The organism is Streptomyces ureilyticus (assembly GCF_011045025.1).
Taxonomy (GTDB): Bacteria; Actinomycetota; Actinomycetes; order Streptomycetales; family Streptomycetaceae; genus Streptomyces; species Streptomyces ureilyticus.
The window spans coordinates 1-25,638 of the sequence record NZ_JAAKZX010000080.1; the positions used below are offsets into that span (position 1 = coordinate 1).

Annotated in this window: 23 protein-coding genes; 7 read left to right on the forward strand and 16 right to left on the reverse strand. The window is 72.5% G+C overall.

Features of this window, described 5'->3' with window-relative positions:
* Nucleotides 1-1,663: MFS transporter (locus tag G6048_RS23865; protein WP_165341636.1), on the forward strand; the 1,663-nt coding region annotated here is incomplete at its 5' end.
* 69 nt (nucleotides 1,664-1,732) lie between these two features.
* Here the strand turns inward: G6048_RS23865 and G6048_RS23870 are convergent.
* From G6048_RS23870 to G6048_RS23910, 9 genes are all read right to left on the reverse strand, one after another.
* Nucleotides 1,733-2,197 carry a hypothetical protein gene (locus G6048_RS23870; protein ID WP_165341637.1) on the reverse strand — a complete coding sequence of 155 codons (465 nt, stop codon included), beginning with the start codon at nucleotides 2,195-2,197 and terminating at the stop codon, nucleotides 1,733-1,735.
* Nucleotides 2,198-2,346: 149 nt separating this feature from the next.
* On the reverse strand, nucleotides 2,347-3,951 hold the full coding sequence (locus tag G6048_RS23875) for a polyamine aminopropyltransferase (RefSeq protein ID WP_165341638.1): 1,605 nt from the start codon (nucleotides 3,949-3,951) through the stop codon (nucleotides 2,347-2,349).
* A 12-nt stretch (nucleotides 3,952-3,963) separates the two neighbouring features.
* On the reverse strand, nucleotides 3,964-4,401 hold the full coding sequence (locus tag G6048_RS23880) for a DUF350 domain-containing protein (protein WP_165341639.1): 438 nt from the start codon (nucleotides 4,399-4,401) through the stop codon (nucleotides 3,964-3,966).
* A 110-nt stretch (nucleotides 4,402-4,511) separates the two neighbouring features.
* Entirely contained in the window at nucleotides 4,512-4,916 is a 405-nt protein-coding gene (locus tag G6048_RS23885) for a DUF4247 domain-containing protein (RefSeq protein ID WP_165341640.1), read from the reverse strand.
* Complete coding sequence (locus tag G6048_RS23890) at nucleotides 4,913-5,419, reverse strand: DUF2617 family protein (RefSeq protein WP_165341665.1); 507 nt, start codon at nucleotides 5,417-5,419, stop codon at nucleotides 4,913-4,915. Before G6048_RS23890 ends, G6048_RS23885 begins: the two co-directional genes overlap by 4 nt.
* Nucleotides 5,420-5,603: 184 nt before the next feature.
* Nucleotides 5,604-6,866: an NAD(P)/FAD-dependent oxidoreductase gene (locus tag G6048_RS23895; RefSeq protein WP_165341641.1), complete on the reverse strand. Its 1,263-nt coding sequence runs from the start codon at nucleotides 6,864-6,866 to the stop codon at nucleotides 5,604-5,606.
* A complete protein-coding gene (locus tag G6048_RS23900; RefSeq protein WP_165341642.1) occupies nucleotides 6,866-7,189 on the reverse strand; it encodes a 2Fe-2S iron-sulfur cluster-binding protein in 324 nt (107 codons plus the stop codon). Before G6048_RS23900 ends, G6048_RS23895 begins: the two co-directional genes overlap by 1 nt.
* Nucleotides 7,190-7,230: 41 nt before the next feature.
* A complete protein-coding gene (locus G6048_RS23905) occupies nucleotides 7,231-8,460 on the reverse strand; it encodes a cytochrome P450 (protein ID WP_165341643.1) in 1,230 nt (409 codons plus the stop codon).
* 176 nt (nucleotides 8,461-8,636) lie between these two features.
* Nucleotides 8,637-9,215 carry a hypothetical protein gene (locus G6048_RS23910; protein WP_165341644.1) on the reverse strand — a complete coding sequence of 193 codons (579 nt, stop codon included), beginning with the start codon at nucleotides 9,213-9,215 and terminating at the stop codon, nucleotides 8,637-8,639.
* A 136-nt stretch (nucleotides 9,216-9,351) separates the two neighbouring features.
* Here G6048_RS23910 and G6048_RS23915 point away from each other — a divergent pair, with 136 nt between their 5' ends.
* The 3 genes from G6048_RS23915 to G6048_RS23925 all read left to right on the forward strand — a co-directional run bounded on the left by G6048_RS23915 (nucleotide 9,352) and on the right by G6048_RS23925 (nucleotide 13,611).
* Nucleotides 9,352-10,527, forward strand: coding sequence for an epoxide hydrolase family protein (locus G6048_RS23915; RefSeq protein WP_328826805.1), 1,176 nt, complete (start codon nucleotides 9,352-9,354; stop codon nucleotides 10,525-10,527).
* 98 nt (nucleotides 10,528-10,625) lie between these two features.
* Nucleotides 10,626-11,129: a hypothetical protein gene (locus G6048_RS23920; RefSeq protein WP_165341645.1), complete on the forward strand. Its 504-nt coding sequence runs from the start codon at nucleotides 10,626-10,628 to the stop codon at nucleotides 11,127-11,129.
* 433 nt (nucleotides 11,130-11,562) lie between these two features.
* Complete coding sequence (locus G6048_RS23925; RefSeq protein ID WP_165341646.1) at nucleotides 11,563-13,611, forward strand: amino acid adenylation domain-containing protein; 2,049 nt, start codon at nucleotides 11,563-11,565, stop codon at nucleotides 13,609-13,611.
* An 86-nt stretch (nucleotides 13,612-13,697) separates the two neighbouring features.
* Here G6048_RS23925 and G6048_RS23930 read toward each other — a convergent pair whose 3' ends face one another.
* The 3 genes from G6048_RS23930 to G6048_RS23940 form a co-directional block, all read right to left on the reverse strand.
* On the reverse strand, nucleotides 13,698-14,606 hold the full coding sequence (locus tag G6048_RS23930) for an alpha/beta fold hydrolase (RefSeq protein ID WP_235990230.1): 909 nt from the start codon (nucleotides 14,604-14,606) through the stop codon (nucleotides 13,698-13,700).
* A 37-nt stretch (nucleotides 14,607-14,643) separates the two neighbouring features.
* Nucleotides 14,644-15,684 carry a ketoacyl-ACP synthase III family protein gene (locus tag G6048_RS23935; RefSeq protein ID WP_165341647.1) on the reverse strand — a complete coding sequence of 347 codons (1,041 nt, stop codon included), beginning with the start codon at nucleotides 15,682-15,684 and terminating at the stop codon, nucleotides 14,644-14,646.
* A gap of 237 nt (nucleotides 15,685-15,921) precedes the next feature.
* The gene (locus G6048_RS23940; protein ID WP_235990232.1) at nucleotides 15,922-17,457 is read right to left on the reverse strand and encodes an alpha/beta fold hydrolase; all 1,536 of its coding nucleotides are present in this window, start codon (nucleotides 17,455-17,457) and stop codon (nucleotides 15,922-15,924) included.
* Between the two features lie 165 nt (nucleotides 17,458-17,622).
* Here G6048_RS23940 and G6048_RS48760 point away from each other — a divergent pair, with 165 nt between their 5' ends.
* Together G6048_RS48760 and G6048_RS23950 are read left to right on the forward strand one after the other, a co-directional pair.
* Entirely contained in the window at nucleotides 17,623-18,519 is an 897-nt protein-coding gene (locus tag G6048_RS48760; protein WP_206342053.1) for a glycosyltransferase family protein, read from the forward strand.
* Nucleotides 18,516-19,502: an NAD-dependent epimerase/dehydratase family protein gene (locus tag G6048_RS23950; RefSeq protein ID WP_328826810.1), complete on the forward strand. Its 987-nt coding sequence runs from the start codon at nucleotides 18,516-18,518 to the stop codon at nucleotides 19,500-19,502. Before G6048_RS48760 ends, G6048_RS23950 begins: the two co-directional genes overlap by 4 nt.
* Nucleotides 19,503-19,905: 403 nt before the next feature.
* Here G6048_RS23950 and G6048_RS23955 read toward each other — a convergent pair whose 3' ends face one another.
* On the reverse strand, nucleotides 19,906-21,108 hold the full coding sequence (locus G6048_RS23955; RefSeq protein WP_165341648.1) for a winged helix DNA-binding domain-containing protein: 1,203 nt from the start codon (nucleotides 21,106-21,108) through the stop codon (nucleotides 19,906-19,908).
* Nucleotides 21,109-21,481: 373 nt separating this feature from the next.
* Here G6048_RS23955 and G6048_RS23960 point away from each other — a divergent pair, with 373 nt between their 5' ends.
* Nucleotides 21,482-22,195, forward strand: a complete 714-nt coding sequence (locus G6048_RS23960) for a class I SAM-dependent methyltransferase (protein ID WP_165341649.1) — start codon at nucleotides 21,482-21,484, stop codon at nucleotides 22,193-22,195.
* 276 nt (nucleotides 22,196-22,471) lie between these two features.
* Here the strand turns inward: G6048_RS23960 and G6048_RS23965 are convergent, their stop codons facing one another.
* The 3 genes from G6048_RS23965 to G6048_RS23975 form a co-directional block, all read right to left on the reverse strand.
* Entirely contained in the window at nucleotides 22,472-23,674 is a 1,203-nt protein-coding gene (locus G6048_RS23965) for a macrolide family glycosyltransferase (RefSeq protein ID WP_165341650.1), read from the reverse strand.
* Nucleotides 23,671-24,693 (reverse strand): MDR family NADP-dependent oxidoreductase, encoded by a 1,023-nt coding sequence (locus G6048_RS23970; RefSeq protein WP_165341651.1) that lies wholly within the window; start codon nucleotides 24,691-24,693, stop codon nucleotides 23,671-23,673. The genes G6048_RS23965 and G6048_RS23970 overlap by 4 nt, the downstream gene beginning before the upstream one ends.
* A gap of 300 nt (nucleotides 24,694-24,993) precedes the next feature.
* On the reverse strand, nucleotides 24,994-25,485 hold the full coding sequence (locus tag G6048_RS23975) for an alpha/beta hydrolase (RefSeq protein WP_165341652.1): 492 nt from the start codon (nucleotides 25,483-25,485) through the stop codon (nucleotides 24,994-24,996).
* Between the last annotated feature and the right edge of the window lie 153 nt (nucleotides 25,486-25,638).

Sequence of the window (25,638 nt, forward strand, 5' to 3'; positions counted from 1 at the left end):
CCCCGCCCCCGTCCCCAGGGCAGGCAGGCGGGAGTGGACCGGACTCGCCGTCCTGGCGCTGCCCACCCTGCTGATCTCGATGGACGTCACGGTCCTCTACCTGGCCGTCCCGCAGCTCAGCGCCGACTTGGCACCCAGCAGTTCCCAACTGCTGTGGATCCTCGACGTCTACGGCTTCCTCGTCGCGGGCTTCCTGATCGCCATGGGCGTGCTGGGCGACCGGATCGGACGCCGGCGCCTGCTGCTGGCCGGCGCCGCCGCGTTCGGCGCCGCGTCCCTGATCGCCGCCTGGTCGACGAGCGCGGAGGTGCTCATCGCCAACCGGGCCCTGCTGGGCATCGCCGGAGCCACGCTGATGCCCTCCACGCTGGCCCTGATCCGCAACATGTTCCAGGATCCGCGCCAGCGCACCGCCGCCATCGCCGTGTGGATGTCCAGCTTCACGGTCGGCATGACGCTGGGGCCGCTCGTCGGTGGCGCCCTGCTGGAGCACTTCTGGTGGGGCTCGGTGTTCCTGCTCGGCGTGCCGCCCATGGTGCTCCTGCTGGTGGTGGGCCCGATGCTGCTGCCCGAGTACCGCGACCCCGACCCGGGCCGGCTGGACCTGAGCAGCGTGGCCCTGTCGGTCGCCGCGATGATCTCGCTGGTGTACGGGGTCAAGGAGCTGGCCAAGGACGGCGTCGCCCCCGTGCCGGTGCTCGTCCTGGCGGCGGGGCTTGTGCTCGGGTATGTCTTCGTCCGCCGGCAGCGGCGGCTGACCGACCCGCTGCTGGATCTGCGGCTGTTCTCCGACCGGGCGTTCAGCGCCTCCCTGCTCACGCTGACGCTCTCGTTGTTCGCGATGTCCGGGCTGTTCTTCTTCCTCTCCCAGTACATGCAACTCGTCCTCGGGCTCTCGCCGTTCGAGGCGGGACTGTGGACGCTGCCGCAGACGGCGGCGATGATCGTCGCGGCGGCCGTGACCCCGGCGCTGGTCAAGCGTTCCCGCCCGGCCTACGTCATGGGGGGCGGACTGGTGGTCGCGGCGGTGGGCTTCCTGATGTTCACCCTGCTGGACGGTTCCGACGACCTGGTCCTCATGGCCGCCGGAACGGTCGTCTTCGCCGCGGGCATCAGCCCCATGTCGATCCTGGGTGTGGACATGATCGTGGGCGCGGCGCCGCCCGAACGCGCCGGTGCGGCCTCCGCCCTCTCCGAGACCAACCAGGAGTTCGGCATGGCGATCGGCGTCGCCGTGCTCGGCAGCGTCGGTACGGCGGTGTACCGGGCGCAGCTCACGGACGCCCTGCCCGCCGGGGTGCCAGGCGCTGTCGCTGAGACCGCGCGGGACACTCTGGGAGGGGCGCTTGGCGCGGCGAGCGCGCTGCCCGAGGGGACGGGCTCCGCCCTCGTCGCCGCCGCGCGAGCGGCCTTCGTGGACGGGCTGCACGTCAACGCGGTCATCGGGGCGGTGCTGGTGGTGCTGGCAGCGGTACTGGTCGTGTGGCTGCTCCGGGATGTCGAGCCGGTCGACCCGGAGAGCGCGGAGGCTGCCGCCGCGGAGGTCGCCGCTGGGGCGGCGGTTGCCGGGGGTTCGCCGGAGTCCGGCGACGGTGCGTCGCCGTCGCCGTCGCCGTCGCCGGACTCCACACCGACTGCGGGTCGGTCGGACGTCCGCGTCTGACGTCCGCCGGGCCCCGGCGTGACGGACGGTGCCCGACGGCCCCGGCCTGGTCCGCCGGGCCGGGGCCGTTTAAGGGGCGCTTCCGGTGGTGTCCTCGCCGCGGTGCTTTGCGGCCCGTTTCGTGGCGCGTGCCGTGATGGTGACCTGCTTGGTTCGCAGTACGGACCCGCTGCCGGTCTCGCGGATCACGGAGACGCCCTCGCTGCGGAATGTGTCGCCGTCGAGCATCGCGAGCTGGTCGATGTCCACCCAGGCGACGCAGTCGCCGGCCTCCGGCCCCCGCTCGTCGAAGAGGGGTTCGGCCACGCGGAACGCGAAGCCGCCGGGCCCGGTGGACTCCCAGTGCCCGGCGCCGCCGCCGGAGAGGAAGACCCGGCCGTCGCCGGTGAAGTGGAGCACCACCGCCGACGTCTCCGTCTCCCGGTGTACCTGCGCCGCCCACGCCCCGACGGGCCCACCGCCCTCGGCCGGGGGAGGTGGGCCCGTCGGGGCGGCGGCAAGGGCGGTGGGGTCCGTGCGCGGAGTGGCAGTCATGCGCCCAGGGTTGCGCAGGTCCCTCGAACACCTGTCGAGCCCTGGAGGGCCGCAGAAGCCGCTGCCGCGCACCCGTCCCTGCCTACAAGACAGACAAGACAGATATGACAGACATCACAGATAAGGCAGATGGTCTCGACCGCGGGCGGTCAGTAGTTCTCCCACTCGTCCAGTACGTACTCCAGCACGGCCGGTTCCATCAGCGTGCTCGGCCGTACGTCCTGGCGGCGGCGGTCCACGGGGAACACCGCGGCGGCCTTCAGGACCGCCTCGTCCAGGTAGCGCAGTCGCGGGGCGTCCGATGCCAGCCGCAGCGGTGGGGACGTGCCGCCGCCCGGGGTGGCCAGGACGTAGCCCCAGTTGCCGAAGCTCGGTACGTCGACCTGGAACTGGTTGGTCGCGTAGCCCGCCGTCTCGATCGTCTTCGCGATCGACCAGTACGTCTTCGGCGCGAAGAACGGCGACCCGCTCTGCACCATCACCCTGCTCTGCGGCGTCAGGACCTGGCCGAGCAGGTGGTAGAACTCCACCGAGTACAGCTTGGCCAGCGCCGCCGTGTCCGGGTCGGGGAAGTCGATGACGACCGCGTCGTAGTGCTGCCGGGCGCCGCGCAGCCAGTTGAAGGCGTCGGCGTTGACGACCTTGACCCTCGGGTCGTCGAGCGCCTTGTCGTTGAGGTCGCGCAGGGGCTTGAAGTCGCGTGCGAGCCGAGTCATCGCCGGGTCCAGTTCCACGAGCGTGACGTGCTGGACGTCGTCGTAGCGCAGCACCTCGCGCAGGGCGAGGCCGTCGCCGCCGCCCATGATCAGCACGTTGGCGCGGGAACCGGAGAGGGCGGGGTGGACGAGGGACTCGTGGTAGCGGTACTCGTCGACGGAGCTGAACTGGAGGTCGCCGTTGAGGAAGAGACGCATGTCCGGTTCGCCGGTGAAGGCGGTGGAGCGGGTGACGACGATCTCCTGGTACGACGTCGTCTCCGTGTGGACGATCGGGTCCCGGTACATCTGCTGGCGCGCGGTCACCTCCAGGTCGTCCGCGAGCGCGTAGGTCGTACCGAGCACGGCCAGGACCGCCGTGACCCCGGCCAGCAGAGCATTGCGCACCCAGCGCCGGATCTGCCGGCGGAAGATGAACACCACCACGATGACTCCGGCCACCGCGTTGACCACGCCGACCACCAGTGTGCCCTTGAGCTGGCCGAACGTCGGCAGGAGCCACAGCGGGAAGCCCAGGCCGCCGACCAGCGCGCCGATGTAGTCGACGGCGAACATGTCGGCGACCGCGCTGCCCGCCTCCTGCCGCCGGATCCGCTGGAGCAGGGTCATCAGCAGCGGGATCTCGGCGCCGATCAGCAGGCCGACGGCCACCGCGACCACGATCATCGCCGGGGTGTACAGCTGGAGCCAGGCGAACGCCGCGTACAGCACCAGCACCGACAGTCCGCCGACCAGCGCCAGCACACCCTCCACGAGCGCGAACGCGCCCACCGCGCGGCGGCGCAGGGGTTTGGCGGCGAGGGAGCCGAGCCCCATGGCGCACACCATCACGGAGATCACCACGGAGGTCTGGAGCACCGAGTTGCCGATGAGGTAACTGCCCAGTGCGGTCAGGGCCAGCTCGTAGACGAGGCCACAGGCCGCGCAGAGGAAGACAGCGAACAGCAGCAGGAAACGAGCCCCCCGGGTGTGCCGGACGGCCGGGGGGCGGGAGGGCGCCGCGGTGGTGTCGCGGCCTTGCACGGTGGTGGCGCTCATTGCTGGGCGCTGTTACGAGATCGCCGCGCCGACCATGAACCCGGTGCCCAGGTACATGCCGGCCTGGACCCAGGCGGCGGGGTGCGGACGGTCGCCTTGGTCGTCGAGGACGACCGCGCCCATCTGGCCCGGCGTGACCACGCCGATCACGATGCCGACGACGGTCATCACCAGCACCCCGGCCAGGCCGTACAGCAGCGTGCTGACCAGGCCGTAGCCGAGGCCCTGCTCGGACTCGCTCGCCTCGATGGCCTTCATGATGACCAGGCCCACGGCGACGGACTGGCTGCCCAGCAGGACGGCCGCGCCGCGGTTCCGGTCGGTCCACACCACGTGGTACAGCTTGCCCGGCGTGACGAGGTCGAGGGCGATGAACCCGACGGCCATCACGACGAGGCCCACGACTCCGTAGAGCAGGGACTGGCCGGTCGACTCGAAGATCTCGGTCACTGCGTTGCCTTTCTTGGGGGCGGGGTCGAGGCGCGATCAAGGTGCTGTGCGGGAGGAACGCGGGATGCGTCGGGGGATGCGTCGGGGGTGATCCGGCCGGTCATCGGGCGTTACTTGCCCTCGCCGGGGCCGCCGCCGCGGAAGCTCGCGCTGTCCGGGTCCGGCCAGGAGATGAGGTGCCGCTTGTGGCGGCGGTAGCCGTCGCGGTAGTCCTCGATCTCGATCAGGCTGCCGCTCCGGTGCGGCGAGACGGTGACCATGTCGTCGCCGTAGCGCAGGAACTCCATGCTGTCGCCGGAGGTACGGTCCTGTGCCGCCCGCTCGGTGTGGATTGCCTGGGCGACCTCGCTCGGGGTGCTGTTCGAGTCGCGCCAGTCCGCCCCGGTCTCGGTGTATGTCTTCCCGATCCAGTCGCGCGGGACCGCGTCGTCGTCCCCGTCGCCGGAGCAGGCGGTGAGCAGGGTCGCGGCCAGCGCGGCCGCCACCGCTGCGCGGACGAGTCGGGCGCTGTTCATCGGGCCTCCAGCCGGCTGTACGTCGATACGATCTGGCCGTTTTGCGGATACGTGTGCCAGGTGCGCCAGACGAGCCCGGCGCCGTACGGTCCCTCGACCGTTTCGACGACCACCGCGGTGACCGCCTCCGGTGAACCGGGGAAGACTCCGCGCAGGCTGTGCTCGGCGTCGGTGGCCCGGCCGAGGACCTGCGCCACCTCGGCACTGAACTCCTCGGGAGTCAGCCGGCGAGTGGTGGCGCCGAAGTCATAGTCCCAGCCCGGCAGTTGACGGGTGCAGGTCTCGGGCAAACCCCTCACCGCGCCCCGCAGACAGGCCACCGTCTCTCGCACGGGACCGGCGAACACCTGGTGCGAGGCCCCGAGCAGCCGCAGCCGGACATCCAGCCCGCCGAGCGACACCACACGTTCTGCCAGCGCCGGACGCTCCGTCAGGTCCAGCGAGAAGCAGAGTTGATCCGCATCCGTGTCCAGATAGGGGGCGTCCAGAGAAACGGCGTCCAGAGAAACGGCGTCCACACGGCCCCCCGGTCGCTTCTTGCCATGATCGGCGCCCGAGTATGGCACATGTATTCGTGGGACTTGAGGGGTGGGGGAGGCGTCGGGGCGAAGAGCCTCCTACCCCGCAGAGTTCAGTCCGCGCCCTCACCACACCGAGGGACCGTCGGCCGACAACGAACCCAACCGCCTAACCAGCGGAGCGAACCCGCTGATACTCCTTCAGGTCGAAGCCCGGCCGGCACACCTCCGCAGGCCCGGGCAGCGCGGAGGCGGTGCGCTCGGCCAACAGTCGGCGGGTGATCATGTGGTCCGCCGGGCGGTTCACGGACTCGGTGCCGACCAGCCGTTCGCCGGTGAAGCAGAACACCGAGAAGCGGCCGCTCGCCACGTCGCCGGACACCACCGTACGGTCGTGGCCGGCGGTGATGCCCGCGAGCTGCACCCGCAGCCCGCACTGCTCGGTCCAGAACCAGGGGACCGCGGTGTACGGCTCCGGGGTGCCGCAGATGGCCGCGGCCACGCAACGGGCCTGGTCCGAGGCGTTCTGCACCGACTCCAGCCGCAGCGGACGCCCCGCGTACGGGCTCGGGAATCGCGCGCAGTCGCCGATCGCGTGGACGGCCGGGTCGGCGGTCCGCAGCGTCGCGTTGACGAGGACGCCGTCGCCGACGGGCAGGTCGGCGTCCGCGGCGAGTTCGGTGCGCGGGAGGACTCCGACGCCCATCACGACGACGTCCGCCCGGACACGTTCCGCGCCGTCGAGCTCGGCCACCCGCACCCGGCCCGTGTCGTCGCCGTGCAGGGCCACCAGCTCACGGCGCGTCATTACGCGGGTGCCGTGCGCGCGGTGCCGGTCGGCCAGGTGCTCGGCCAGGGCCGCGCTGACGGAACGCCCCATGACCCTGGCCCCGGACTCGACCACCGTGACCTCCAGGCCCAGCAGCCGTGCCGTAGAGGCGAGTTCGAGCCCTACGAAGCCACCGCCGACGACCAACAGGTGTGCCCCGGGCCGCAGTTCCGCGCGCAGCGCGACGGCGTCACGCAGATCGCGGAGGGTGTGGACACCGGACAGCGAGGCGCCGGGCACCGGCAGCACCCGTGGCCGCGCGCCGGTGGCGAGGACGAGGTGGTCGTAACGCAGCCGCACGCGGCGTCCGCCGTCCCCGGCGAGGGTGATCCGCCGGTCGCCCGGGTCGATGGCGGTGACCGGGGTGCCGGTGATCAGCTCGACGTCCTGCGCCTCGAAGAACGACCGCGGACGCAGGGGGAGTTCGTCGGCCGGAGTGGATCCGGTGAGGTAGCCCTTGGACAGCGGCGGCCGCTGGTACGGGAGGGCGTCCTCCGCGCCGATCAGGGTGATCCGCCCGGAGAAGCCCCGGCTGCGCAGGGCGGCGGCGGTCTCGGTGCCGCCCTGCCCCGCGCCGACGACGACGACCGAGGGCGCGGCCATCAGGACTGCGCCTCCGGCAGGTGCACCAGCAGCCCGTCCATGGCGTCGGTGACGGGGAGCTGGCAGCTCAGCCTGCTGGTCTCGCGGCGGGGACTGGCCGTGCCGTAGAGCACGTCGTCCTCCACCTCGTGCATGGGCGGCAGCGGCAGGGTGTTGGCGTCGTCGACGTAGACGTGGCAGGTGCCGCACTGCGCCGAGCCGCCGCACTGCGCCTCGATGCCGTCGATGTTGTGGAGCTTCGCGCCGCGCATCACGGTGCAGGGGGAGGCGACGTCGACGACGGTGTCGGTGCCGTCCGGGCTCCGGTAGGTGATCTTGGGCATGGGTGTCCTCCTCGTTGGTGTTCCGGCGGGGCCCGCGGGCGTCACCAGGTGACCGGGAGCTCCCAGAGGCCGTAGATCACGGCGCCCTCCTTGCGCGGGATCTCCGCGAACGGCTTGGCCAGCCGCAGGGTCGGGATGCGCTGGAACAGCTTGCTCCAGACGATCTCCAGCTCCAGGCGGGCGAGGTCGGCGCCGATGCAGTGGTGCACGCCGTGGCCGAAGCCGAGGTGCTTGCGGGTGCCGCGGCTGAGGATGACCTTCTCCGGCTCCGGGAAGACCTCCGGGTCGCGGTTGGCGGCGAGGCCCAGGCACAGGATGCCGTCGCCCTTGCGGATCACCTGCCCGCCGATCTCGATGTCCTCCAGCGCGACCCGCGGCACCGCCGTGTCGCCGATGGTCGCGATCCGGATGAGTTCCTCGACCGCGGGTTTGACCAGCTCAGGGTCCGCCTTCAACTGCTCCAGCTGGTCCGGGTTCTCCAGCAGGCAGGCCGTGCCGAGCGAGATTTGGCTGGCGGTGGTCTCGTGGCCGCCGTTCATCAGCAGCCGGACCATGTTGAACAGGTCGCGGTCGGTGTACTCCTCGCCGGACGCCTCGTAGTCGGCCATCGCGCGGCTGAGCAGGTCCTCGCCGGGCTCCCGCTTCTTCAGCTGGATCAGGTCGTCGACGTACGCGTTGACCTCGACGATCGCGGCCTGGCGCTCCTCCGCGCTGCTGTGCCCGCCGAGCAGGGCGGTGCCGTGCTTGATGAAGAAGTCGTGCTTGTCGTGGGGTATGCCGAGGAGTTCGCAGATGACCGTCATCGGGACGGGCAGCGAGAAGGCGTGGTGCAGGTCGACCGGTGGCGCGGTCGCCAGCATCCGGTCGATGTGCTCGTCGACGATCTCCTCGATACGCGGGCGCAGCTTCTTGACCTGGCGGCTGGTGAAGGTGAGCGCCGCCTTGCGACGGGTCTTGGTGTGCTGCTCGCCGTCGTAGCCGATGAAGGAGGTCTCCGTGCGGAACTCCGGCGGCGCGATGAAGTAGAATGGGAAGTTGTCGTGCTTGCGCGAGGCGCTGACCCGGGGGTCGGTGAGCAGCTGACGGATGGTGTGGTAGCCGGTGACCGTCCAGATCCGCAGCCCCGAACCGGTCAGGGTGACCTGCGAGACGTCCTTCTCGATCATCTCCGGGTACTCGGCGGGCATGCTGAACGGGCAGCCGCGCTGGTACGGGAAGGTTGGGGGCGCGGTCTCGGAATCGGCGCCGGACGGACTGGGGCGGGGTGTCATCGTGAGTCCCTTCGGTCGGCAATGCGCAGGGCGCTCCGCTGGATAAGCAGCCTCCTTGAGGGCGCGGTACCGCACCCGACTTCGCCAAGCTGCTGAGGCGGCAGTCTCGCCCCGCGCCCTCAGCGCTCGATGGAGTCACGCTCAAGGCGCCTGACGGCCCCGCCCCCCCCGCACCGTCATCCGCAGGCGGAGCCGTCCGGTGGGCCCGTGCGGGTGCCCGTGACTGTGACCGGCACGGTGGTCTCCACCGTGCCGTCGGCGCCGTAGACGGTCGAGACGCCCGAGCCCGCGAACGAGGTACCGATCCGCTTCGCCGACTGGGCGATGTCCACCCAGCCCTCGAGCGCGCCGTTCGCGTCGTACCACAACTCCCGGATGCGGTAGTCGAACGCGTCCCGGCCGGTGGGGTGCCAGCGGCCCTTGCTCGCCCCGGCCGGCGAGACCAGGCACACCGAGCGGTCCGCGCCGAAGGAGAGGGTCACGTCGTACGCGGCGCCCTCGCGGAGCACCTTGGCCTGCCAGCTGCCCACCGGGGCAGCGACCCGGGCCGGCGCGGGCGCGGCCTCCGCGGCGCTCGCCGCCGTCAGCGGGGACAGCAGCGCGCACGCGAGTGCCGTGCCGGCGAGCGCGCGCGCTCCTCGCGTCCGCTGCCTGGACCGGCCGGACCGGCCAAACCCGCCAGACCGGCTGGTTCGGCCTGACAGACCGCTCGGCGCGGGGTACGACTTCGGCCACTTCCCTTGCGTATGCCTCATGCGATTCATGCCGCGGAGTGTTGCCCGGCGGCCTCTCACCGCGCTCGACCGCTGCTGTAGGGCCCCGACCTAGCGTCTGCGCCACTGCGAGCGCGTACGCCTCGCGGACGGAACAAGCCATGGAGGAGGCCACGGGGTGAGCTCAGACATCGAGCCGTCAGTCATCGAGCCGTCAGTCATCGAACCCTCGGTCATCGAGCCCTACCGGGCGGACATCCCGCAGAGCGCGCTCGACGATCTCCGCGACCGGCTGGGCGCCACACGCTGGCCGGACCGGGAGACGGTGGACGACTGGTCCCAGGGCGCTCCCCTGGATCAGGTGCGGAGACTGTGCCGGCGCTGGGCGGACGACTACGACTGGCGCGCGACCGAACGCAGGCTGAACGCCTTCCCGCAGTACACCACCGAGATCGACGGCCTGCCGATCCACTTCCTGCACGTCCGCTCGCCGCACCCGGACGCCGTGCCGCTGCTGCTGACGCACGGCTGGCCCAGCTCCGTCGTCGAGTTCCTCGACCTGATCCCGCAGCTCACCGACCCCGAGGACCCGGCCGACGCCTTCCACGTCGTCTGCCCGTCCCTGCCGGGGCACGGCCTCGGCCCCGCACCCACGGGGACCGGCTGGACGGTCGGCCGGATCGCCACGGTCTGGGCGGAACTGATGGCCCGTCTCGGCCACGACCGTTACATCGCCCACGGCGGCGACTGGGGCTCCTGGGTGTCGGCGGCCCTGGGGAGTACGGACGCCGCGCACCTGCGGGGCATCCACCTGACGATGCCTCTGGCCCGGCCCCCGGAGCGGCAGATCCCGTTCGAGGAGCTGGACGAGCGCGACCGGGCGGCCATGGGCCGGATGCAGAGCTTCGGGAAGAACCGTTCCGGTTACGCGGCGATCCAGTCCACCCGACCCCAGGCCCTCGGTTACGGGCTCGCCGACTCGCCGGCCGCCCAGCTCGCCTGGATCACCGACCGTTTCTGGGAGTGGGCCGACCACGACGGCGACCTGGAGAAGGCCGTTCCGGCCGACCGGCTCCTCGACATCGTGTCGATGTACTGGTTCGGCAACACCGGGGCCTCCTCCGCCCGGCTGTTCTGGGAGAGCTTCGAGTCGGAGCCGATGGCCCCGACCGCCGTCCCCACCGGCTGCTCGGTGTTCCCCAAGGACGCCTGGCTGCCCCGCGCCTGGGCCCGGGAGCGTTTCACCGATCTGCGCTACTGGTGCGACCTTCCCGACGGCGGCCACTTCCCGGCCCTGGAGCGGCCGGACGTACTGGCCGCCGAACTCCGCGCGTTCCGCCGCGAACTGGGCTGACCGGCCTTCCCCTTCCGTACGTATCGCACGACCCATGACCTCGCACGACCCATGACCACAGAACAGAACGACCACAGAACAGAAAGGACTGAGCGCACATGACTCGGCGCACGAAGAAGTACGGGATCCGGATCCTCGGCCCGGCCGTGGCCCTCGCGGCGGCGGCCGTCCTGGTCGCCCCGGCGGGTGCGGGGGCCGCCTCGACGATCGGCCCGCCTCCTCCCCGCAATTCCACCCCGGTGGGTACGTGGGAGGGCACCGTGGAGCACGCGGACGGCACGGGCAACGTGACCCTGTCCTTCCACGCGAACGGCGTGATGTGCCTGTCCTCCGGCGGCGGCCCCGAGGGCGGCGGCCAGGGCAAGGGCACCTGGTCGCGCACCGGCCTGAACGCTTTCAACTACCGAGTCCGGGAGCGGCTGTTCGACGGCGACGGCACCACCGTCGGCTACGTAGACGTCAGCCAGAAGGCCCGCCAGAACGGACAGACCTTCAAGAGCTCCGGCATATCGAAGATCTACGACGCGAACAACAACTTCCTGCAGTCCGCGGAGGCCAAGGTCAAGGTGACGCGGGTGAGCGCGACGCCAGCCGCGTGTTGACCCCCGCCGGGGGCGCGGACGGCGGGCGCCGCTCGCGCCCGCCGTCCCGCGACCAGCGCCCCTTTAGGGGCGCGGGGAACTGCGCGACCAACAGGTGTGCTCTCCGAGGAGCGTACGCGTTGAACCCTCCCCCAGCTGAAGCAGGGGGATTCCTGGCTCAGGAAGCCCCACAGACCAGCGGCCTGCAAGGTCTTACTCCCTCAACACCAGCCGGGACGGAACCTGCCCGGTTTGTTGAGCAAAGCTCGGCAGTGCCGTCTTGGCTCTCGATCGGCACAGCGTGCGCGCTTGGTTCTCGCAACGCACGACAGGCACGCTACCCGATCGCGTGGCGGTCTTTCGCCCTGAAGGCGAAACCCCGCTCTCTGCCCTGCTCCGCAGGAGCTCGATTCCTCCCCCGCCTGAAGGCGGGGGCACCCTCGAAGGAGACCAGGTGAATCCATTCGACAACCGGGACGGGCAGTTCCTGCTGCTGGCCGACGACGAGGGCCGGCACGCGCTCTGGCCCGCCCCGCTGACCGGCCCGGCGGGCTGGCGCACCGTCCACCGCGGCGGCCACGCCGACTGCCTGGCGCGCGCGACGGAACTGTGGACCGACATGCGGCCGCGGAGCGTGGTCGCCGCGCACATGAATGGCGCGGCCAACCCGGACAGGCCCGCCTCCGCCGCCGAGCTGTTCGAGGAGCAGGCGGCCCGGCAGCCGGGGGAGACCGCCCTCGTCTACGAGGACACCGAGCTGACGTACGGCATGCTCAACGCCCGCGCCAACCGAGTAGCGCACCGGCTCATAGCCCGCGGCGTCGGCCCCGAGGACGTCGTCGCCCTGCTGCTGCCCCGCTCCGCCGAACTGGTCGTAGGCCTGCTGGCGATCCTCAAGTCCGGGGCCGCGTACATGCCGGTGGACACCGAATATCCCGCGCAGCGGCGCGAGTTGATGTTCGACCTGGCCCGGCCCGCTCGCGTGATCGATGCGGAGCTTCTCGCCGTCCTGGAGGCCGAGGCGGAGGCGCAGGCTGAGGGGGGCCTCGACCGCGACCCCGTCGACGTCGACCGCGTCCGGCCGTTGACCCCCGAGGGCGCCGCGTACCTGATCTTCACGTCCGGCTCCACCGGCGTACCCAAGGGGATCGTCATGCACGACGCCGGGCTGACCAACCTGCTGCGCTGGCAGCGCGGCGCCCTCCCCGGCGGACCGGGGGTGCGCACCGCTCAGTTCGCCGCCATCGGCTTCGACGTCTCCGTTCAGGAGATCCTCTCCACGCTGGTCTCCGGCCGCACCCTGGTCGTCCCGCCGGACGGCATCCGCCGCGACCCCGAGGCGGTCGTCGCCTGGCTGGAGCGGCACCGGGTCAACGAGCTGTTCGCTCCCACGGCCGTGCTGGACGCCGTCTTCGGCGCGGCGGCCGAGAACGGCAGCGAGCTGCCGCATCTCACCGACGTCATCCAGGCCGGCGAGGCGCTCCATGTCGACGGCGGGCTACGGGACTTCGGCCGCCGTACCCCCTTCCGTCTGCACAACGAGTACGGCCCCGCCGAGACCCACGTCGTCCTCGCCCACACCCTGTCCGCGGACGCCGCCGGCTGGCCGTCCTCCGTGCCGATCGGCACCGAGGTCACCGCCACCCGTTCCTACGTCCTCGACGACGAGCTGCGACCGGTGCCCGACGGCACCTCCGGCGAGCTGTACCTCGCGGGCGCCCAGGTCGCGCGCGGCTACTGGCGGCGCCCCGACCTGACGGCGCAGCGCTTCGTGCCCGATCCGTACGGCGGGCCGGGGTCCGTCATGTACCGGTCGGGCGACCTGGTCCGGCGGCGCGCGGACGGCGTCTTCGAGTTCCTCGGCCGCGCCGACGACCAGGTGAAGATCCGGGGCTTCCGCGTCGAGCCGGGCGAGGTCGAGGCGGTCCTGCTCGGCCACCCCGAGGTCACCCAGTGCGCCGTCGTCGCGCGCAAGGACGAGCCGACCGGGCCGCGCCTCGTCGCGTACACGGTGGGCGACGCCGACGGGCCCGCCCTGCGCGCCCACCTGGCCCACCTGCCCGACTACCTCGTGCCGTCCGCGTTCGTACGCCTGGAGAGCTTCCCGCTCTCCCCGAACGGCAAGGTCGACCGGAGGAACCTGCCCGCGCCCGTCCGGGAGCCCGCCGGCCTGATTGAGCCGCGTAACGAGACCGAGGCGCTGTACTGCGCGATCTTCGCCGAGGTCCTGAAGCTTCCCGAGGTCGGCCCCGACGACGATTTCTTCCGCCTCGGCGGCCACTCGCTGCTCGCCACCCGGCTGACCACGCTGATCCGCCGGCGGACGGGCATCCCGGTGCCCGCCCGCCGGGTGTACGACGCGCCCACACCGGCCGCGCTGGCGGTGCTCATGGCACTGCCGGTCGCCGCGTCGACCGACTCGCCGTCGGGCGACTCGGCGGCGGCTGACTCCGCGCAGCCTGTCGCCGTGCAGCGTGTCGGCGTGCAGCCCGTGGGTGCCTGATCCGCGGTAGAGCGCACGACCACGGCCGGGGCCCCCTGCAACTTGCAGGGGGCCCCGGCCGTGTCGGGTCCGCGGGGAGGCGGGGTTCAGCCCCGGCCCGGGGAGCCGCCGCCCAGGAAGGCCAGTACGTCCTTCGGGAACTGCGGGTTGTTGAACGTGCCGATATGGCCCGCCTTCTCGTACACCACCAGCTCCGCGTCCGGCATGCCGTCGGCCGTACGGCGGCACACCTCGGGCGGGCAGGCGGGGTCCTGGCCGCCCGCGATGACCAGGGTGGGTACGCGGATCTCTCCGAGCCGGTCCCGGACGTCGTACGCCGCCTCGGCCCGGACGAAGGCCACCATGTCCGAGGGCTCCTTGGGCCGTACGAACGGGTCCACCAGCCACATCAGCGGCGCGACGACCTTGGCCAGGGCCGCGCTCTTGAAGGAGATCCGCGCGGTGTGGTGCAGGGCGCGACGCCCTGCCTCGCACGCCTCCGCGTACTTCAGCTGCGCCGCGCGCGCCTCGTCGCCCATGGTGTGACCGGCCATCGCCAGGACCATGCGCCTGAAGACCTGCGGGTGGTCGGCGGCCAGTTGCAGCGCGACCGAGCCGCCGGAGGAGGTGCCGAGGATGTGCACCGGGCCGCCGAACTTCTCGGTCAGCGCCTCCGCGTGCTGCTCGGCGATCTGCTCCATGGTGGTGCCCTTCGCCATGCCGGGCGCGCGGTTGACCGCGTAGACGCGGTAGCGCTCGGCGAGCGGGGCGAGCTGCTTCAGCTCGACGTTCCGCTCCCACCCTTCAGGGTTGGTGTGGTTGTCGGTGAACCAGCGCAGCACCACCAGCGGTTCGTCACCGGTGCCGAGCGCACGGTAGGGGAGGCCGTGCCGCAGCGTCCCCTCCTCCACGTTCAGGTGCGCGAACTTGTCCTTCTTCGCCTTCTTCCCTTCCTTCTCTTCTTTCGCTGCCTTCTCCTTCTTCGCTCCGGCTTGGCTCGCGGCGGTGTCGGTCATCGGTCGTGTCCTCTCCTACCAGGGGGATCTCGGGATGTCAGGGGGTGGGCAGGTCGACGAGGAACTCCAGCACCGCGACGGTCCAGACGAACCCGGCCGTCGCACCCATGGCGATCAGCAGGTCGCCCTTGCGCGGGGCGCGTTCGGCGACGACGTGGTCCAGGCTGATCAGGTGGTCGCCCGCGCCCATGTGCCCCAGGTCCCGGGCCCACTCGTAGGTGGTGGTGTCCGGGTTCACCCCGAGCGCGTCGTGGTACGCGAACTCCACGGTCGGCTTGTTGATGTGGGGGTGGACGAAGAACCGCGCGCTCTCCAGGTCCGAACCGGCCTCCTTGAGGGCGTCCTCCAGCACCCGGACGCTCATCGACCCGATCTTCTCGCCCATGAGGTCGAGGTTGGCCTCGCTCTGCGCCATGAAGTCCCGGATCCGGCTCCGCAGATCGATCGGCCTGCCCTCGGCGAACGGCGCCGGCGTCCAGCCCCGAGTGCCCCGCAGGAACGGCTCCAGCGACGGGTCCCCGTACGAGACCGTGGCCAGCAGCCGCGCGAAACCACCCTGGTTGCTGAGGACCACCGCACCCGCGCCGTCGCCGTGCGCCAGCGCGTCGTCGGAGTTCCAGCGGTCGAAGTAGGGCAGCCGGTGCTGGTCCCCGGTGGTGATCAGCACCGCGCCCGGCTGCGGACGCGCCGCGAGGTGGGAGGCCGCCATCTCCAGCGAGAACAGGCCGCCGCTGGAGTTCTGCAGCACCTCCACCGCCGGCGCGGTGCCGCCGATGGTCTCGTTCTGGACGTAGCTCGCCGGGGTCCACATCTCCTGGCCCTGGTGGAGAACGTAGGAGTGGATCAGCAGACCGAAGTCCTCCGCCGCCAGGCCCGACCGCTCGACCGCACGCCGCCCCGCGTGCGCGGCCATCACCGGTCCGGTCTCGTCCGGCGCCGCGACCCGCACGGCACGTATGCCGTGGGCCGCGACCTCGTCCGCGTCTGCCAGCCCCTCGGCGACGGCCTGCTCCGCCGTCTGCACCTGCTCGGGCAGGTAGGAACCGGTGCCCGCGAGATAGATGTTGTCCCAGCGCATGTCATCCCCTGTGGTTGGTCGGTGGTCGGGGCCTTGCCGTGTCCCCTGTGGTCGGTCGGTGGTCGGGGTCCCGCTGTGCCCCCTGCGGTCGGTCGGTGGTCGGCCCCACCGTCACGGGCGGGACCCGGAATCGTCCGGCTGCCCCGGTCCGCCACTGGCCGCTCGTGAGGAACGGGTAACGAGGGGCCGTACGTGGGCGGCCAGTGCCGGTCGGGCTGGTCGGGTCGGTCGGGTGGATCAGCCCGCCGGCACGGCCGGCCGCGGCACCCCCGGTACGCACGTCTCGGCGCCGGACGGCAGCTCGCCGTCCAGCAGGTAGCGGTTGACGAGCGCGTCCACCGCCGCGTTGCCGCCGAGGGCGTACACCTCGTGCGCGCCCGAGTCGGTGATCCGCACCAGCCGGTGGCCCAGCCGTTCGGCCATCGCCCGGCCGCCCTCGTGGTGGTCCAGCGGATCGCCGTCCGCCTGCACGACCAGCCCGGCCGGACAGCCTCCGCCGCGGATACGGGTCGGCGGTTCGGGCGGGCTGAACGTACGGAACGTCCCGACCCACGGCTGCGCCCGCATCACGCCGAGCCCGTACGGGCAGCGCTCCCGGAAGTCCCGCATGGCCGCGTGGTGGAGCGCGGGGTCGGACGGCCAGTCCGTCTCGCAGGTGACCGCCTCCAGGACGGCCTCCCGCCGGGTGCCCGCGGACTTCCCCGGACGCCATTCCGCCTGTCCGGCCAGCAGTTCCCCGGCCCGCGGCGCGTCACCCGAGGCCGCGGCGGCCAGCAGCGCGCGGACCAGTTCACCGAGCTGGTCCCAGCGGGACCGGTCCGCCGCCAGGGTGCCGATGATCATGTCGAAGGAGGTACGGAGCGCCCGGCCGCCGTCCAGCGCGAACAGGGCCGCGGCGGTCCGCTCGACCGTGGCGATCACACCGGCCGCGTCCGTACCCAGGGCGAAGGCGGACGGCCGCTCGCCGGTCCACTCGGCCCAGGCGTCGACGTTCTCCCGGGTCGCCTCCGCCTGTGAGCGGAACTGCGCCTGCCAGTCCCAGCCGGGGTGCACGGACGAGTCCAGCACGCTGCGGTCCAGCCGCCCGGGAAACATCGTTCCGTACACCGCGCCCAGCAGCGTGCCGTACGCCCAGCCCACGAAGCTCAGCCGCTCCTCGCCGAGTACGGCCCGGATCAGGTCCATGTCGCGGGCGTTGTTGCGGGTGGAGACGTGCGGGCGCAGTTCGCCGCCCGCCCGGCGACAGCCCTCCTCGCGCTCGCGCATGTCGGCGGCGAGCGCGTCGAACACCTCGTCCGGAGGACGGGAGTCGAAGGGCACCGTCACCGGGCTGTCCTCGCCCTCCAGACGGGTCGAGTCGCCCGTGCCGCGCGGGTCGAAGCCGACGAGGTCGTACACCTCGCCCAGCGGGGTGGCCGCGACCAGCCGGGCCGGCAGACCGCGCCCGATGCCGTTGTCGCCGCCCGGGCCGCCGTTCAGCGCCAGCAGAATGCCGCGCCGCCGGCCCGGGCCGCCCGTCGCGCGGATCCGGCTCAGGGCCAGGGTGATCCGCGGGCCGTCGGGGCGCGCGTAGTCGAGGGGCGCCTCGATCTCGGCGTATTCGAGCCGCCCGTGCCGCCCGTGCCGCCCGTACGGCAGGCCCGGCGCGTCCACGGGCGCCCACCGGGGACGCTGCGCGAGAAACACGCCCGCCGGCGGTCCGGGAGCCGCCGCCCCGGCGGGCGCTGAGTGCGGTGCCTGCACTGAGTCCACGGTGTCCATCCCACTGGTCATGGCCCCACCTTGCCGACGCGGCCTCGAGAGGGGCTGGAGTCGTGCGCGCGCGTACCGCCGGGCCGGGCCCGCTGTCCAGCCGGGCTGAACCCGAGCTCAAGCCCGCCCGGCCACCTTGGCCTGCCTGAACCCGACCGAACACCGGCGAAGCCGACAGGAGAAGCGATGAAATCCCAGGTTCCGTACGGCAGTTCGGGCACACGCCTACGTCTGCTGAGCGACACCTCGCCCGACCGACTGATCCCGGCGGCGGGCCGCCCCGTGCTCGTCCACGTCCCGAAGAACCAGCGCGAGCCGGGCGCCGAGGAGATCGGCGTGATCGTCGGCGCCCGGCGAGAGGCGACCGAGACGGCGCCCGGCGACTACGGCTCCGCCTCCGGCGCCCGCATCACCTGCATCCCGCAGGAGGCCCCGCTCGGCCTGAGCGAGTCCGCCGCCGGGCCGGCCGTCCGCCGACTTCGGCTCGGGTCCGGCCGGCCTGTCGTCCGTGACAGCCGCGTCGCCCGCCGTACGGCCATCGGGGCCGGGTGCGTTGTCGAGGCCGCCGGCAGCGGCGACTCCATCCTGCGGCCGGGCGCCGGGGTCCGTCGTATCGGCGGCGTCCGCGGCTCGGTCCTCGCCCGCGAGTCCGCAGCTGGGCAGGCCGTCCGTCGGCTCCGGCTCGGGTCCGGCCGGCCTGTCGTCCGTGACAGCCGCGTCGCCCGCCGTACGGCCATCGGGGCCGGGTGCGTTGTCGAGGCCGCAGGCAGCGGCGACTCCATCCTGCGGCCGGGCGCCGGGGTCCGTCGTATCGGCGGCGTCTGCGGCTCGGTCCTCGCCCGCGGATCCGCAGCCGGACAGTCGGCCCGCCGACTACGGCTTGCGGCGGGCCGGCCTGCGTGGGTGCGGGCCGTGGTGGCCCGGACCGTGGTGCCGAAGGCCGTCGACCGCCGCGCCTTGGGCGTCGTCGGGACGGACCCGGAGGGCCGGGTGACCTGGGGCGTGGAGGAGTCGCGGGATCCGGCCGCCTCCCCGCTCCGGCTCGCCGTTGGCCGGCCCGTGTGGTCGGGGGCCGCGGCGTGAGTGGCCCGGACGCCGGTGGGGTGCTGGTGCTCGGGGGCAGTGGGTTCGTCGGGCGGGAGGTGTGTGCCGCGCTGGCCGTGCGCGGGGAGCGGGTGCTGTCCGTGGCGCGAGGTCCGCAGGACGGGGCCGCGTCCGGGGTGCGGACGATCCGCCTCGACCTGGGGTCGGACGGCGCGGGCCCGGCGCTTGCCCGGCTGCTGGACGCCGAACGGCCGCACACCGTGGTCAACTGCGTGGGCAGCATCTGGGGCCGTACCGACGCCGAGATGGCCCCCGCGATCGTCGCCCCGACCTTGCGCCTGCTGGCCGCGCTCGGGCGGGCCGCGGTCCGGCCGCGCCTCGTTCATCTCGGGTCCGTCCTGGAGTACGGCCCCGTCCCCACCGGCACGACGGCACGCGAACCTGCCCGGCCGGACACGGCGTACGGGCGGGCGAAGCTCGCGTCCACCGAGGCCGTCCTCGCCGCGCAGGCGGCGGGCGACGTCGACGCGCTCGTGCTGCGGGTGGCCAACGTCGCCGGGCCGGGCACGCCCGCCGTGAGCCTGCTCGGCCAGGTCGCCGCACGGCTCGCGGCCGGAGCCCCGGGCACCGGGCCGGTGCGTGTCGAACTGTCCCCGCTGCGCGCCCACCGCGACTACGTGGACGTACGGGACGTAGCCGACGCCGTCGTCCGGGCCACCGACCCCGACGTCCCGGCGGCCGGCGCGGTCGTGGACATCGGCCGGGGCGAGGCCGTCCCGGTACGGGAACTGGTCGACCTGCTGATCGCCGTCAGCGGAGTCCGGGCACAGGTCACGGAGCGCGGCACGCCCGGCGCCGCCGACTGGATGTGCGTCGACCCGGCCCCGGCACGGGACCTGCTGGGCTGGCACCCGCGGCACTCCCTCGAGGACGCGGTCCGCGCGCACTGGGAGGCCCATCGGGCCGCCGCCCACCGGGTACGGGAGGCCCAGGAGGCGGGAGCGTCCGCCGTCCCCGCCTGAACGCACGTCGGTCGAAGGGGGCACCGGACCGGTGCCCCCTTCGACCGGTCTCTCCTACGCGGCCTCGATGCGACGGCCGCTGGGCGCGGCCGTCTCACGGAGGCCGGGAGCTTGCACCGCCTCGATGGTGCGGTCCCGCATGCGGTGGGGGAGCGAGGGATGTATGGGCAGAGGGCGGCGCGCTTGTTCTCGTACTCGGGCAGGCAGTCCCGTACACAGGTGGTCGTACGGCCACTGTCCACCCGCGTGCCGGACCGCGCTCGCCTGCCGTCGGACCCCTGCCGCGGCCCGGCCGACCTGCTCGCCCGCCGACCGGGCGGCGCTACGGCGCGGCGGGCCGGCGGAGCCCAGAGACGCACCCGCCGCGGTGCCGGCGACTGCCGCCCGCCGCCATCCGCCCCGCTCAGAGGTGCTTGCCGTTCGCCACCGGCCCCAGCGTCAGCACCGGAACCGCCTCCAGGATCTCCCCGACCCGCGCCGCCTGCTCCTCCACCTGGGCGAGTTGGGCCCGGGTGAGCACGCCGAACGCCTCCACGGTGAGCGCGACCTTTCGCCCGGAGCGCTTCTGGTGCCAGACGCCGGCCACCACCCCGTCGACGGTGAGCACCTGCACCGTGCCCGCCTGGCCGTTGGACAGCGCCCGCTCGGCGGCGACGCCCGGGTAGACCAGCTCCCGGGGGTGGCTGCCCACCGCGTACGCGTCGAAGTACGGCAGCAGCCGTACGCCGCCGGGGTCGGCCGCCGGCTCGTACGGGCCCTCGTCGGCCAGCTCGTACACCGTGCTGCCGTCGCCCAACGGGCTCGCCACGGGCCGAAGTTCGTCGCCGAGTGAGTCGAACAGGCCGGCGGCCCAGCGGCGCGGCGCGCTCAGCCACTGTGCGAAGTGCTGGGCGTTCGCCGGTCCGTACGAACGCAGGTAACGCCGGGCGACCTCGGCCAGGGCCTTCTCCGGATCCATCGGCGTGAAGCCGGGCAGCCAGCGGTCCGGGCTGGTGTACGTGACCTTCCGGCCGCGGTTGGGGCCGAAGCACAGCGCCCCGCGGTGGCCCGCGGTGTGCAGGGCCTGCCGCCAGCGCGGCCACATACCGGTGAAGGCGGGTACGACGGGGTCGGCGGCCCAGTCGCCCAGCCGCTCGATCACCGCATCGCTCAGCTCGTCGACGGTCGGCGGTTCCTCCGCCCGCAGCGCGTCCGCGACCGCCTCGACCACGGCCTCGGTCTGCGCCGCGTCCAGCCGGGCCGCCTGCGGAAGCCCGCCGCCCGCCTCCGGAACGGCGGCCAACGCTCCGGTCCACAGCGGGAGTTCGGCCGCGGGCAGCAGATGCACGGTGCCGCGCGGCCCGAACGTCTTGACCAGGGTGCAGTCCTCCCACAGCGCCCGCCGCACGTCCGCACGCGTCGTACCCGCCGTGCGCAGCCCGATCGACAACTCGGCCGCCGACATCACCTGCGCGTGCGCCCCACCCATCGCCCCGACGACCTCCGCCATCCGCCCGGCCGACGCCGGCACGTCCAGACTGTGCCGAACCAGCCGCCGGGCACACACGTCCGCCCAGGACGCCGTCGAGGCTACGGGCTGCTGCTGCTTGCTGCCGGTGCCGGCCATGTGCGGTGTTCCTCCTCGAAAGCGGCGGGACAGACCCTGCCGGTACGGACGTCAGGTCCTGCCCGTACGGACGACAGGCCCCGGTACTCAGCCTCACACGCCCGGCCCGAGTGCCGATCGAGCCGCGGTCGACCCTGCCGCCGGACGCCGGCGGTGGTGGTGGCGGCAAGTCGTCGTGCTCCAGCGGCCGTTGGAGATGGCCTGTGCGCGACTGGAGATGGTCTGTGTGCCACGCCGAGGCGGTGGTGCTCAGCCTGACACCGCCCTGACCGAGCACCGGACCGAGCACCGGTCCAGCCGCGGTCGACCGTGCCGCCGGACGCTGGCGGAGGCGGCAAGTCGCCGTGCCCTGACGGCCATTCGAGGTGATCCCATGTACGGCGCCGAAGCGGCGGAGATCTACGACCTGACCCACAGCGCGCGCGGGAAGGACTTCCCGACCGAGGCGCAGACCGTCCTCGACCTCATCCGGACGCGTACGAAGGACACCGGCTCCCTGCTCGATGTCGCCTGCGGTACCGGTGCTCACCTGGAGGTGTTCGGCCGCCACTTCGACCGGGTGGAGGGCGTCGACCTCTCCGAGGCCATGCTGGAGGCCGCCCGCCGCCGGCTGCCCGGCGTACCGGTGTCCGTCGCCGACATGCGGGACTTCGACCTGGGCCGCACGTACTCCGTCATCACCTGCCTGTTCGCCTCAGTCGGCTACCTGTCGACGGAGGCCGAACTCACCTCCACCCTGAGCTGCTTCGCCCGGCACCTGGCTCCCGGCGGAGCGGTCGCCGTCGAACCGTGGTGGTTCCCGGAGACCTTCCTGCCGGGCCACGTAGCCGCCGACGTGGTGGAGTCGGGCGCCCGCCGCATCGCCCGCGTCTCCCACACAGTCCGCGACGGCGAAGCCTCCCGCATGGAGGTCCACTACGTGATAGCGGACCCCAAGAAGGGAACCCACCACTTCACGGAAACCCACCGGGCAACGCTCTTCACGCGCACGCAGTACGAGTCGGCCTTCCACGCGGCCGGCTTCGACGCGACCTACGTCCCAGAGGTCCAGAACGGCCGAGGCCTGTTCGTGGCGGGACTCGCCTGAGCCACCGGCCCGGGGCAGCGCCCCTTCAGGGGCGCGGGGCTGTGCCAATCTGCGGCTCCGCCGCGATGGGGGTCCCCCCGCTCGAGCGCAGCCGAGAGTGGGGGAGCGACCAGCCACGACGAACCCGCAGCTTCGAACTCTGAAGGCGCGGCTTCGTCGGGCCGAGCCCGCAGCAACGCGAAGGGCCGGGCTCCCCGAAGGAGCCCGGCCCTTCGCCTTGGCCGTCGCCGTCACCACGCGCCAAGCAGGTCGCGTCCGGTGGCGCGGCGCAAGCCGTCAGGCCACCACCGCACCGCCCCGCTCATGCCGCCGCAGATGCCCAAGCATCACGTCCGCCGCGCGCCCAGCCCCGCCCGCGCCGCGAACCTGCTCCCGCATACGCGCAACACTCGCCCGGACCGCCCGGTCACCGTCCACCCCCGCGACCGCGTCGCGCAGTACCGCCGCGGTGACCGAGTCGCGGGAGACCACCCGTCCAAGGTTCAGCTCGCTGATCTGGTGGGCCAGCTGATCGGTCTCACCGACCTGCGGCACGACCACCATCGGCGTCCCCGCGTACAGCGACTGCATGACCGTGCCCCAGCCACCGTGGCAGACGAAAACACGCGTATGCGCGAGAACCGCCTGCAGCGGCAACCACGCATGGACCTCCACATGCTCCGGCAGCGGCCCGAGCGCCGCCCGGTCCACCCCCGGACCGGTGACGAGCACCGTGTGCCAGGGCAGCCCCGCGAACGCCTCCACGCACATCCGGAAGAACTCCGGCTGCGCGTTGAAGCTCGTACCCAGCGAAATCAGCACCACAGGACGCCCGCTCGCCGGCGGCTCCCAGCCACCCGCCAGGTCACCCTCCCGCAGGCACGGTCCGACGAAGGCGAACCGGTCCTCCTCGAAGGTCTCCTGCTGGTACTGGAAGGCGCGCGGCACCGACACCAGGTTCAACGCCCGCGGATCGTCGACCAGTTCGTCGAAGGACACGTCCGCCACGCCGTGCGCGGACGCGAAGTCGCGCAGCTCGGCCTCGATCCGGTCGTACGCCGCCCCGACGGCCTCCCGGGGGATGCTCCGGTTCGTCGGCGACACGGAGTAGAACTTCACCCCGGGCCGGTTCCACTTGCGGGCCAGTACCCCGCCGAGGAACTGCACCGAGATGTCGTACGCCAGCAGGTCCGGCAGGTCGCCGCGGAAGTACTCCTCGAACACCGGGGCCGTCGCGGCCCCCTCACGCACGTTGCCGAGCAGCACCCGCGCGAGCCAGTCCTCGGCACCCGCGGGCACGATCGTCTGCGGATCGATGGACGAGGTGTACGGCAGGACGGTCGCCCCCGTGGAGGCGATCAGGTCCGCGTACGCCTCGGTCGCCGCGTACGTCACCCGGTGACCCCGGCGGACCAGCTCCTCCACCACGCCGAGCGTGGGGACGAGGTGGCCGGTCGCCGGGATGTTGAAGAACGCGAAGTGCCTGCCGGGCCCGCTCACGACAGCTTCACCACGAGGTTTCCGGTGTACTTGCCCTTGAGTAGGTCGATCAGGGCCTGCGGCGCCGCCGCCAGGCCGCCCTCCACCACGGTCTGCGGCAGTACGAACCTGCCCTCGCCGAGCCACTGCGCGAAGTGCGAGTTCCACGCCCAGATCTGCTCGGGCGTGTGGTAGGTCGCGAACGGGCGGATGACGAGCTGCTTGACGATGGAGGTCATCACGTCGAGGCGCGGGAACGCTCCCTCCGCGTCGCCGACCTGACCCGACAGCGCGCCGCACAGCGCGAAGCGGGCGCCCGGCGCCGCCGCCTGGACCGCGGCCTCGAACTGCTCGCCGCCGACCGTGTCGAAGAAGACGTCGATGCCGTCGGGGGCCAGCTCCCGCAGGCGGTCGAGGACCGGGCCGTCGTGGTAATCGAACGCGGCGTCGTAGCCGAGCTCCTTCACCAGGTAGTCGACCTTCGCTTTGCTGCCCGCGGCGCCGATGACCCGCTTGGCCCCCCGGCACTTGGCGATCTGGCCCGCGAGCGAGCCGACACCGCCGGCCGCGCCGGACACGAACACCGTGTCGCCCGCGCCGACCTCCGCGATGTCCACCATGCCGTGGTAGGCGGTCGGACCCTGCGTCAGATAGTGGACGGGGCTCGGGAACGCGTCCCCGTCCAGCTTGAAGTAGTCGCCGGCCGGTCCCGCCGAGTACTCCTTGAAGCCGTCCATGCCCTCGACGAGGTCGCCCACGGCCAGATCGGGGCTGTTGGACTTCACCACCACACCCACCGCGGCGCCCCACATCGGAGCGCCCGGCTGATAGCCGGGCATCGGCAGGCTCGGGTCCGGCTTCATCAAGTCCTGCATCACGGCGGCCAGTTGCAGGTACTGGTAGCGCACCAGCACCTCACCGTCGCCGGGCTCGGGAACCTCGGCCTCGGCCAGCTCGAAGTGCGAGAGAGCCAGCGCACCCTCCAGGTGTGCGGCCAGCCGCACTTCCTTGGCCTTCGCGGGAATCTCTTCGGTGGTCATGGGGCCCTCCTGGTCGAATGGTCCGGGGCCTGCCCTTGGGAACTCCCAGGGAACTCCTCGGGAGTTCCCTGGGAGGGCAGGCCCCAACGGGCCACAGCATCCCAATCGGCCCTCGAATCCGAGTCGACCGCCGACGGCTGCCAGTCGACCGCCGACGGCTGCCAGTCGACCGCCGACGGCTGCCAGTCGACCGCCGGCCGCTGCCAGTCGGCCGCTGGCCGGCTGACTTTCCGCGTACTGACCTGCGTGCGGGGCCGTCTGCGAGGCAGGCCTCGAATCAAAGGGGCCGCGTCACGCGGTTCACCCGTACGTCCCCGTGCCCAGCAGCTCGGGCAGCGGGTTGACGAGGCCGCCGGCCGGCGACTGCCGCTGGCCGGAGTCCCCGGTCGGCCAGACCGCGGGGCAGTGGCTGCCCTTGCGGGGGGTCTTCAGGGTCACGAGGTACGTGTCGATGGCGTCGCGCGAGCAGGGGCTCAGCCAGTAGTCGCCGTGGCCGACACCGTCGTACGTGAGGAACACGGCCTCGCGTCCTATCTGGCGAGCGGCGTTGACGGCCCACGAGTGCGCCGTGGCCGGGTCGTAACGGCTGCTGGTCATCAGGATCGGCGGAGTGCCGTCGACATCGAGCCCGCGCTGCGGGTTGGTCACCTCGGTCGGCCAGTCCTGGCAGCCGGTCTGGGCCGTCCAGGCGAGGGTGCTGAAGCGGGTGACGGGGGCGCGGCGGGCGAGTTCGCGCTCGAAGCGGTCGAGGGTGGCGTACGAGGGAACGTCGAAGTCGTAGTCCGGGCACATCACCGGGAAGAACGGGTACTCCGTCGGCTCGCCATATTTCTGTGCGGGATTTACGAACAGGTCGCCACGGCCGAGAAACCCGTCGCGGACAACACGGCCGTCAAGCGCGACCGGGTTGCAACCGGTTCGTGCTGCTGTCCGGCGGGTTCGTGC

What these genes read in the sequence shown, in the direction of transcription:
- G6048_RS23930 (WP_235990230.1), bottom strand. Translation starts at nt 14,606, where the DNA reads ATGACCGACACCGCCGCGAGCCAAGCCGGAGCGAAGAAGGAGAAGGCA.
- G6048_RS23935 (WP_165341647.1), bottom strand. Translation starts at nt 15,684, where the DNA reads ATGCGCTGGGACAACATCTATCTCGCGGGCACCGGTTCCTACCTGCCC.
- G6048_RS23905 (WP_165341643.1), bottom strand. Translation starts at nt 8,460, where the DNA reads ATGACACCCCGCCCCAGTCCGTCCGGCGCCGATTCCGAGACCGCGCCC.
- G6048_RS23920 (WP_165341645.1), top strand. Translation starts at nt 10,626, where the DNA reads ATGACTCGGCGCACGAAGAAGTACGGGATCCGGATCCTCGGCCCGGCC.
- G6048_RS23975 (WP_165341652.1), bottom strand. Translation starts at nt 25,485, where the DNA reads ATGTGCCCGGACTACGACTTCGACGTTCCCTCGTACGCCACCCTCGAC.
- G6048_RS23875 (WP_165341638.1), bottom strand. Translation starts at nt 3,951, where the DNA reads ATGAGCGCCACCACCGTGCAAGGCCGCGACACCACCGCGGCGCCCTCC.
- G6048_RS23955 (WP_165341648.1), bottom strand. Translation starts at nt 21,108, where the DNA reads ATGGCCGGCACCGGCAGCAAGCAGCAGCAGCCCGTAGCCTCGACGGCG.
- G6048_RS23895 (WP_165341641.1), bottom strand. Translation starts at nt 6,866, where the DNA reads ATGGCCGCGCCCTCGGTCGTCGTCGTCGGCGCGGGGCAGGGCGGCACC.
- G6048_RS23870 (WP_165341637.1), bottom strand. Translation starts at nt 2,197, where the DNA reads ATGACTGCCACTCCGCGCACGGACCCCACCGCCCTTGCCGCCGCCCCG.
- G6048_RS23970 (WP_165341651.1), bottom strand. Translation starts at nt 24,693, where the DNA reads ATGACCACCGAAGAGATTCCCGCGAAGGCCAAGGAAGTGCGGCTGGCC.
- G6048_RS23940 (WP_235990232.1), bottom strand. Translation starts at nt 17,457, where the DNA reads ATGACCAGTGGGATGGACACCGTGGACTCAGTGCAGGCACCGCACTCA.
- G6048_RS23960 (WP_165341649.1), top strand. Translation starts at nt 21,482, where the DNA reads ATGTACGGCGCCGAAGCGGCGGAGATCTACGACCTGACCCACAGCGCG.
- G6048_RS23900 (WP_165341642.1), bottom strand. Translation starts at nt 7,189, where the DNA reads ATGCCCAAGATCACCTACCGGAGCCCGGACGGCACCGACACCGTCGTC.
- G6048_RS23910 (WP_165341644.1), bottom strand. Translation starts at nt 9,215, where the DNA reads ATGAGGCATACGCAAGGGAAGTGGCCGAAGTCGTACCCCGCGCCGAGC.
- G6048_RS48760 (WP_206342053.1), top strand. Translation starts at nt 17,623, where the DNA reads ATGAAATCCCAGGTTCCGTACGGCAGTTCGGGCACACGCCTACGTCTG.
- G6048_RS23885 (WP_165341640.1), bottom strand. Translation starts at nt 4,916, where the DNA reads ATGAACAGCGCCCGACTCGTCCGCGCAGCGGTGGCGGCCGCGCTGGCC.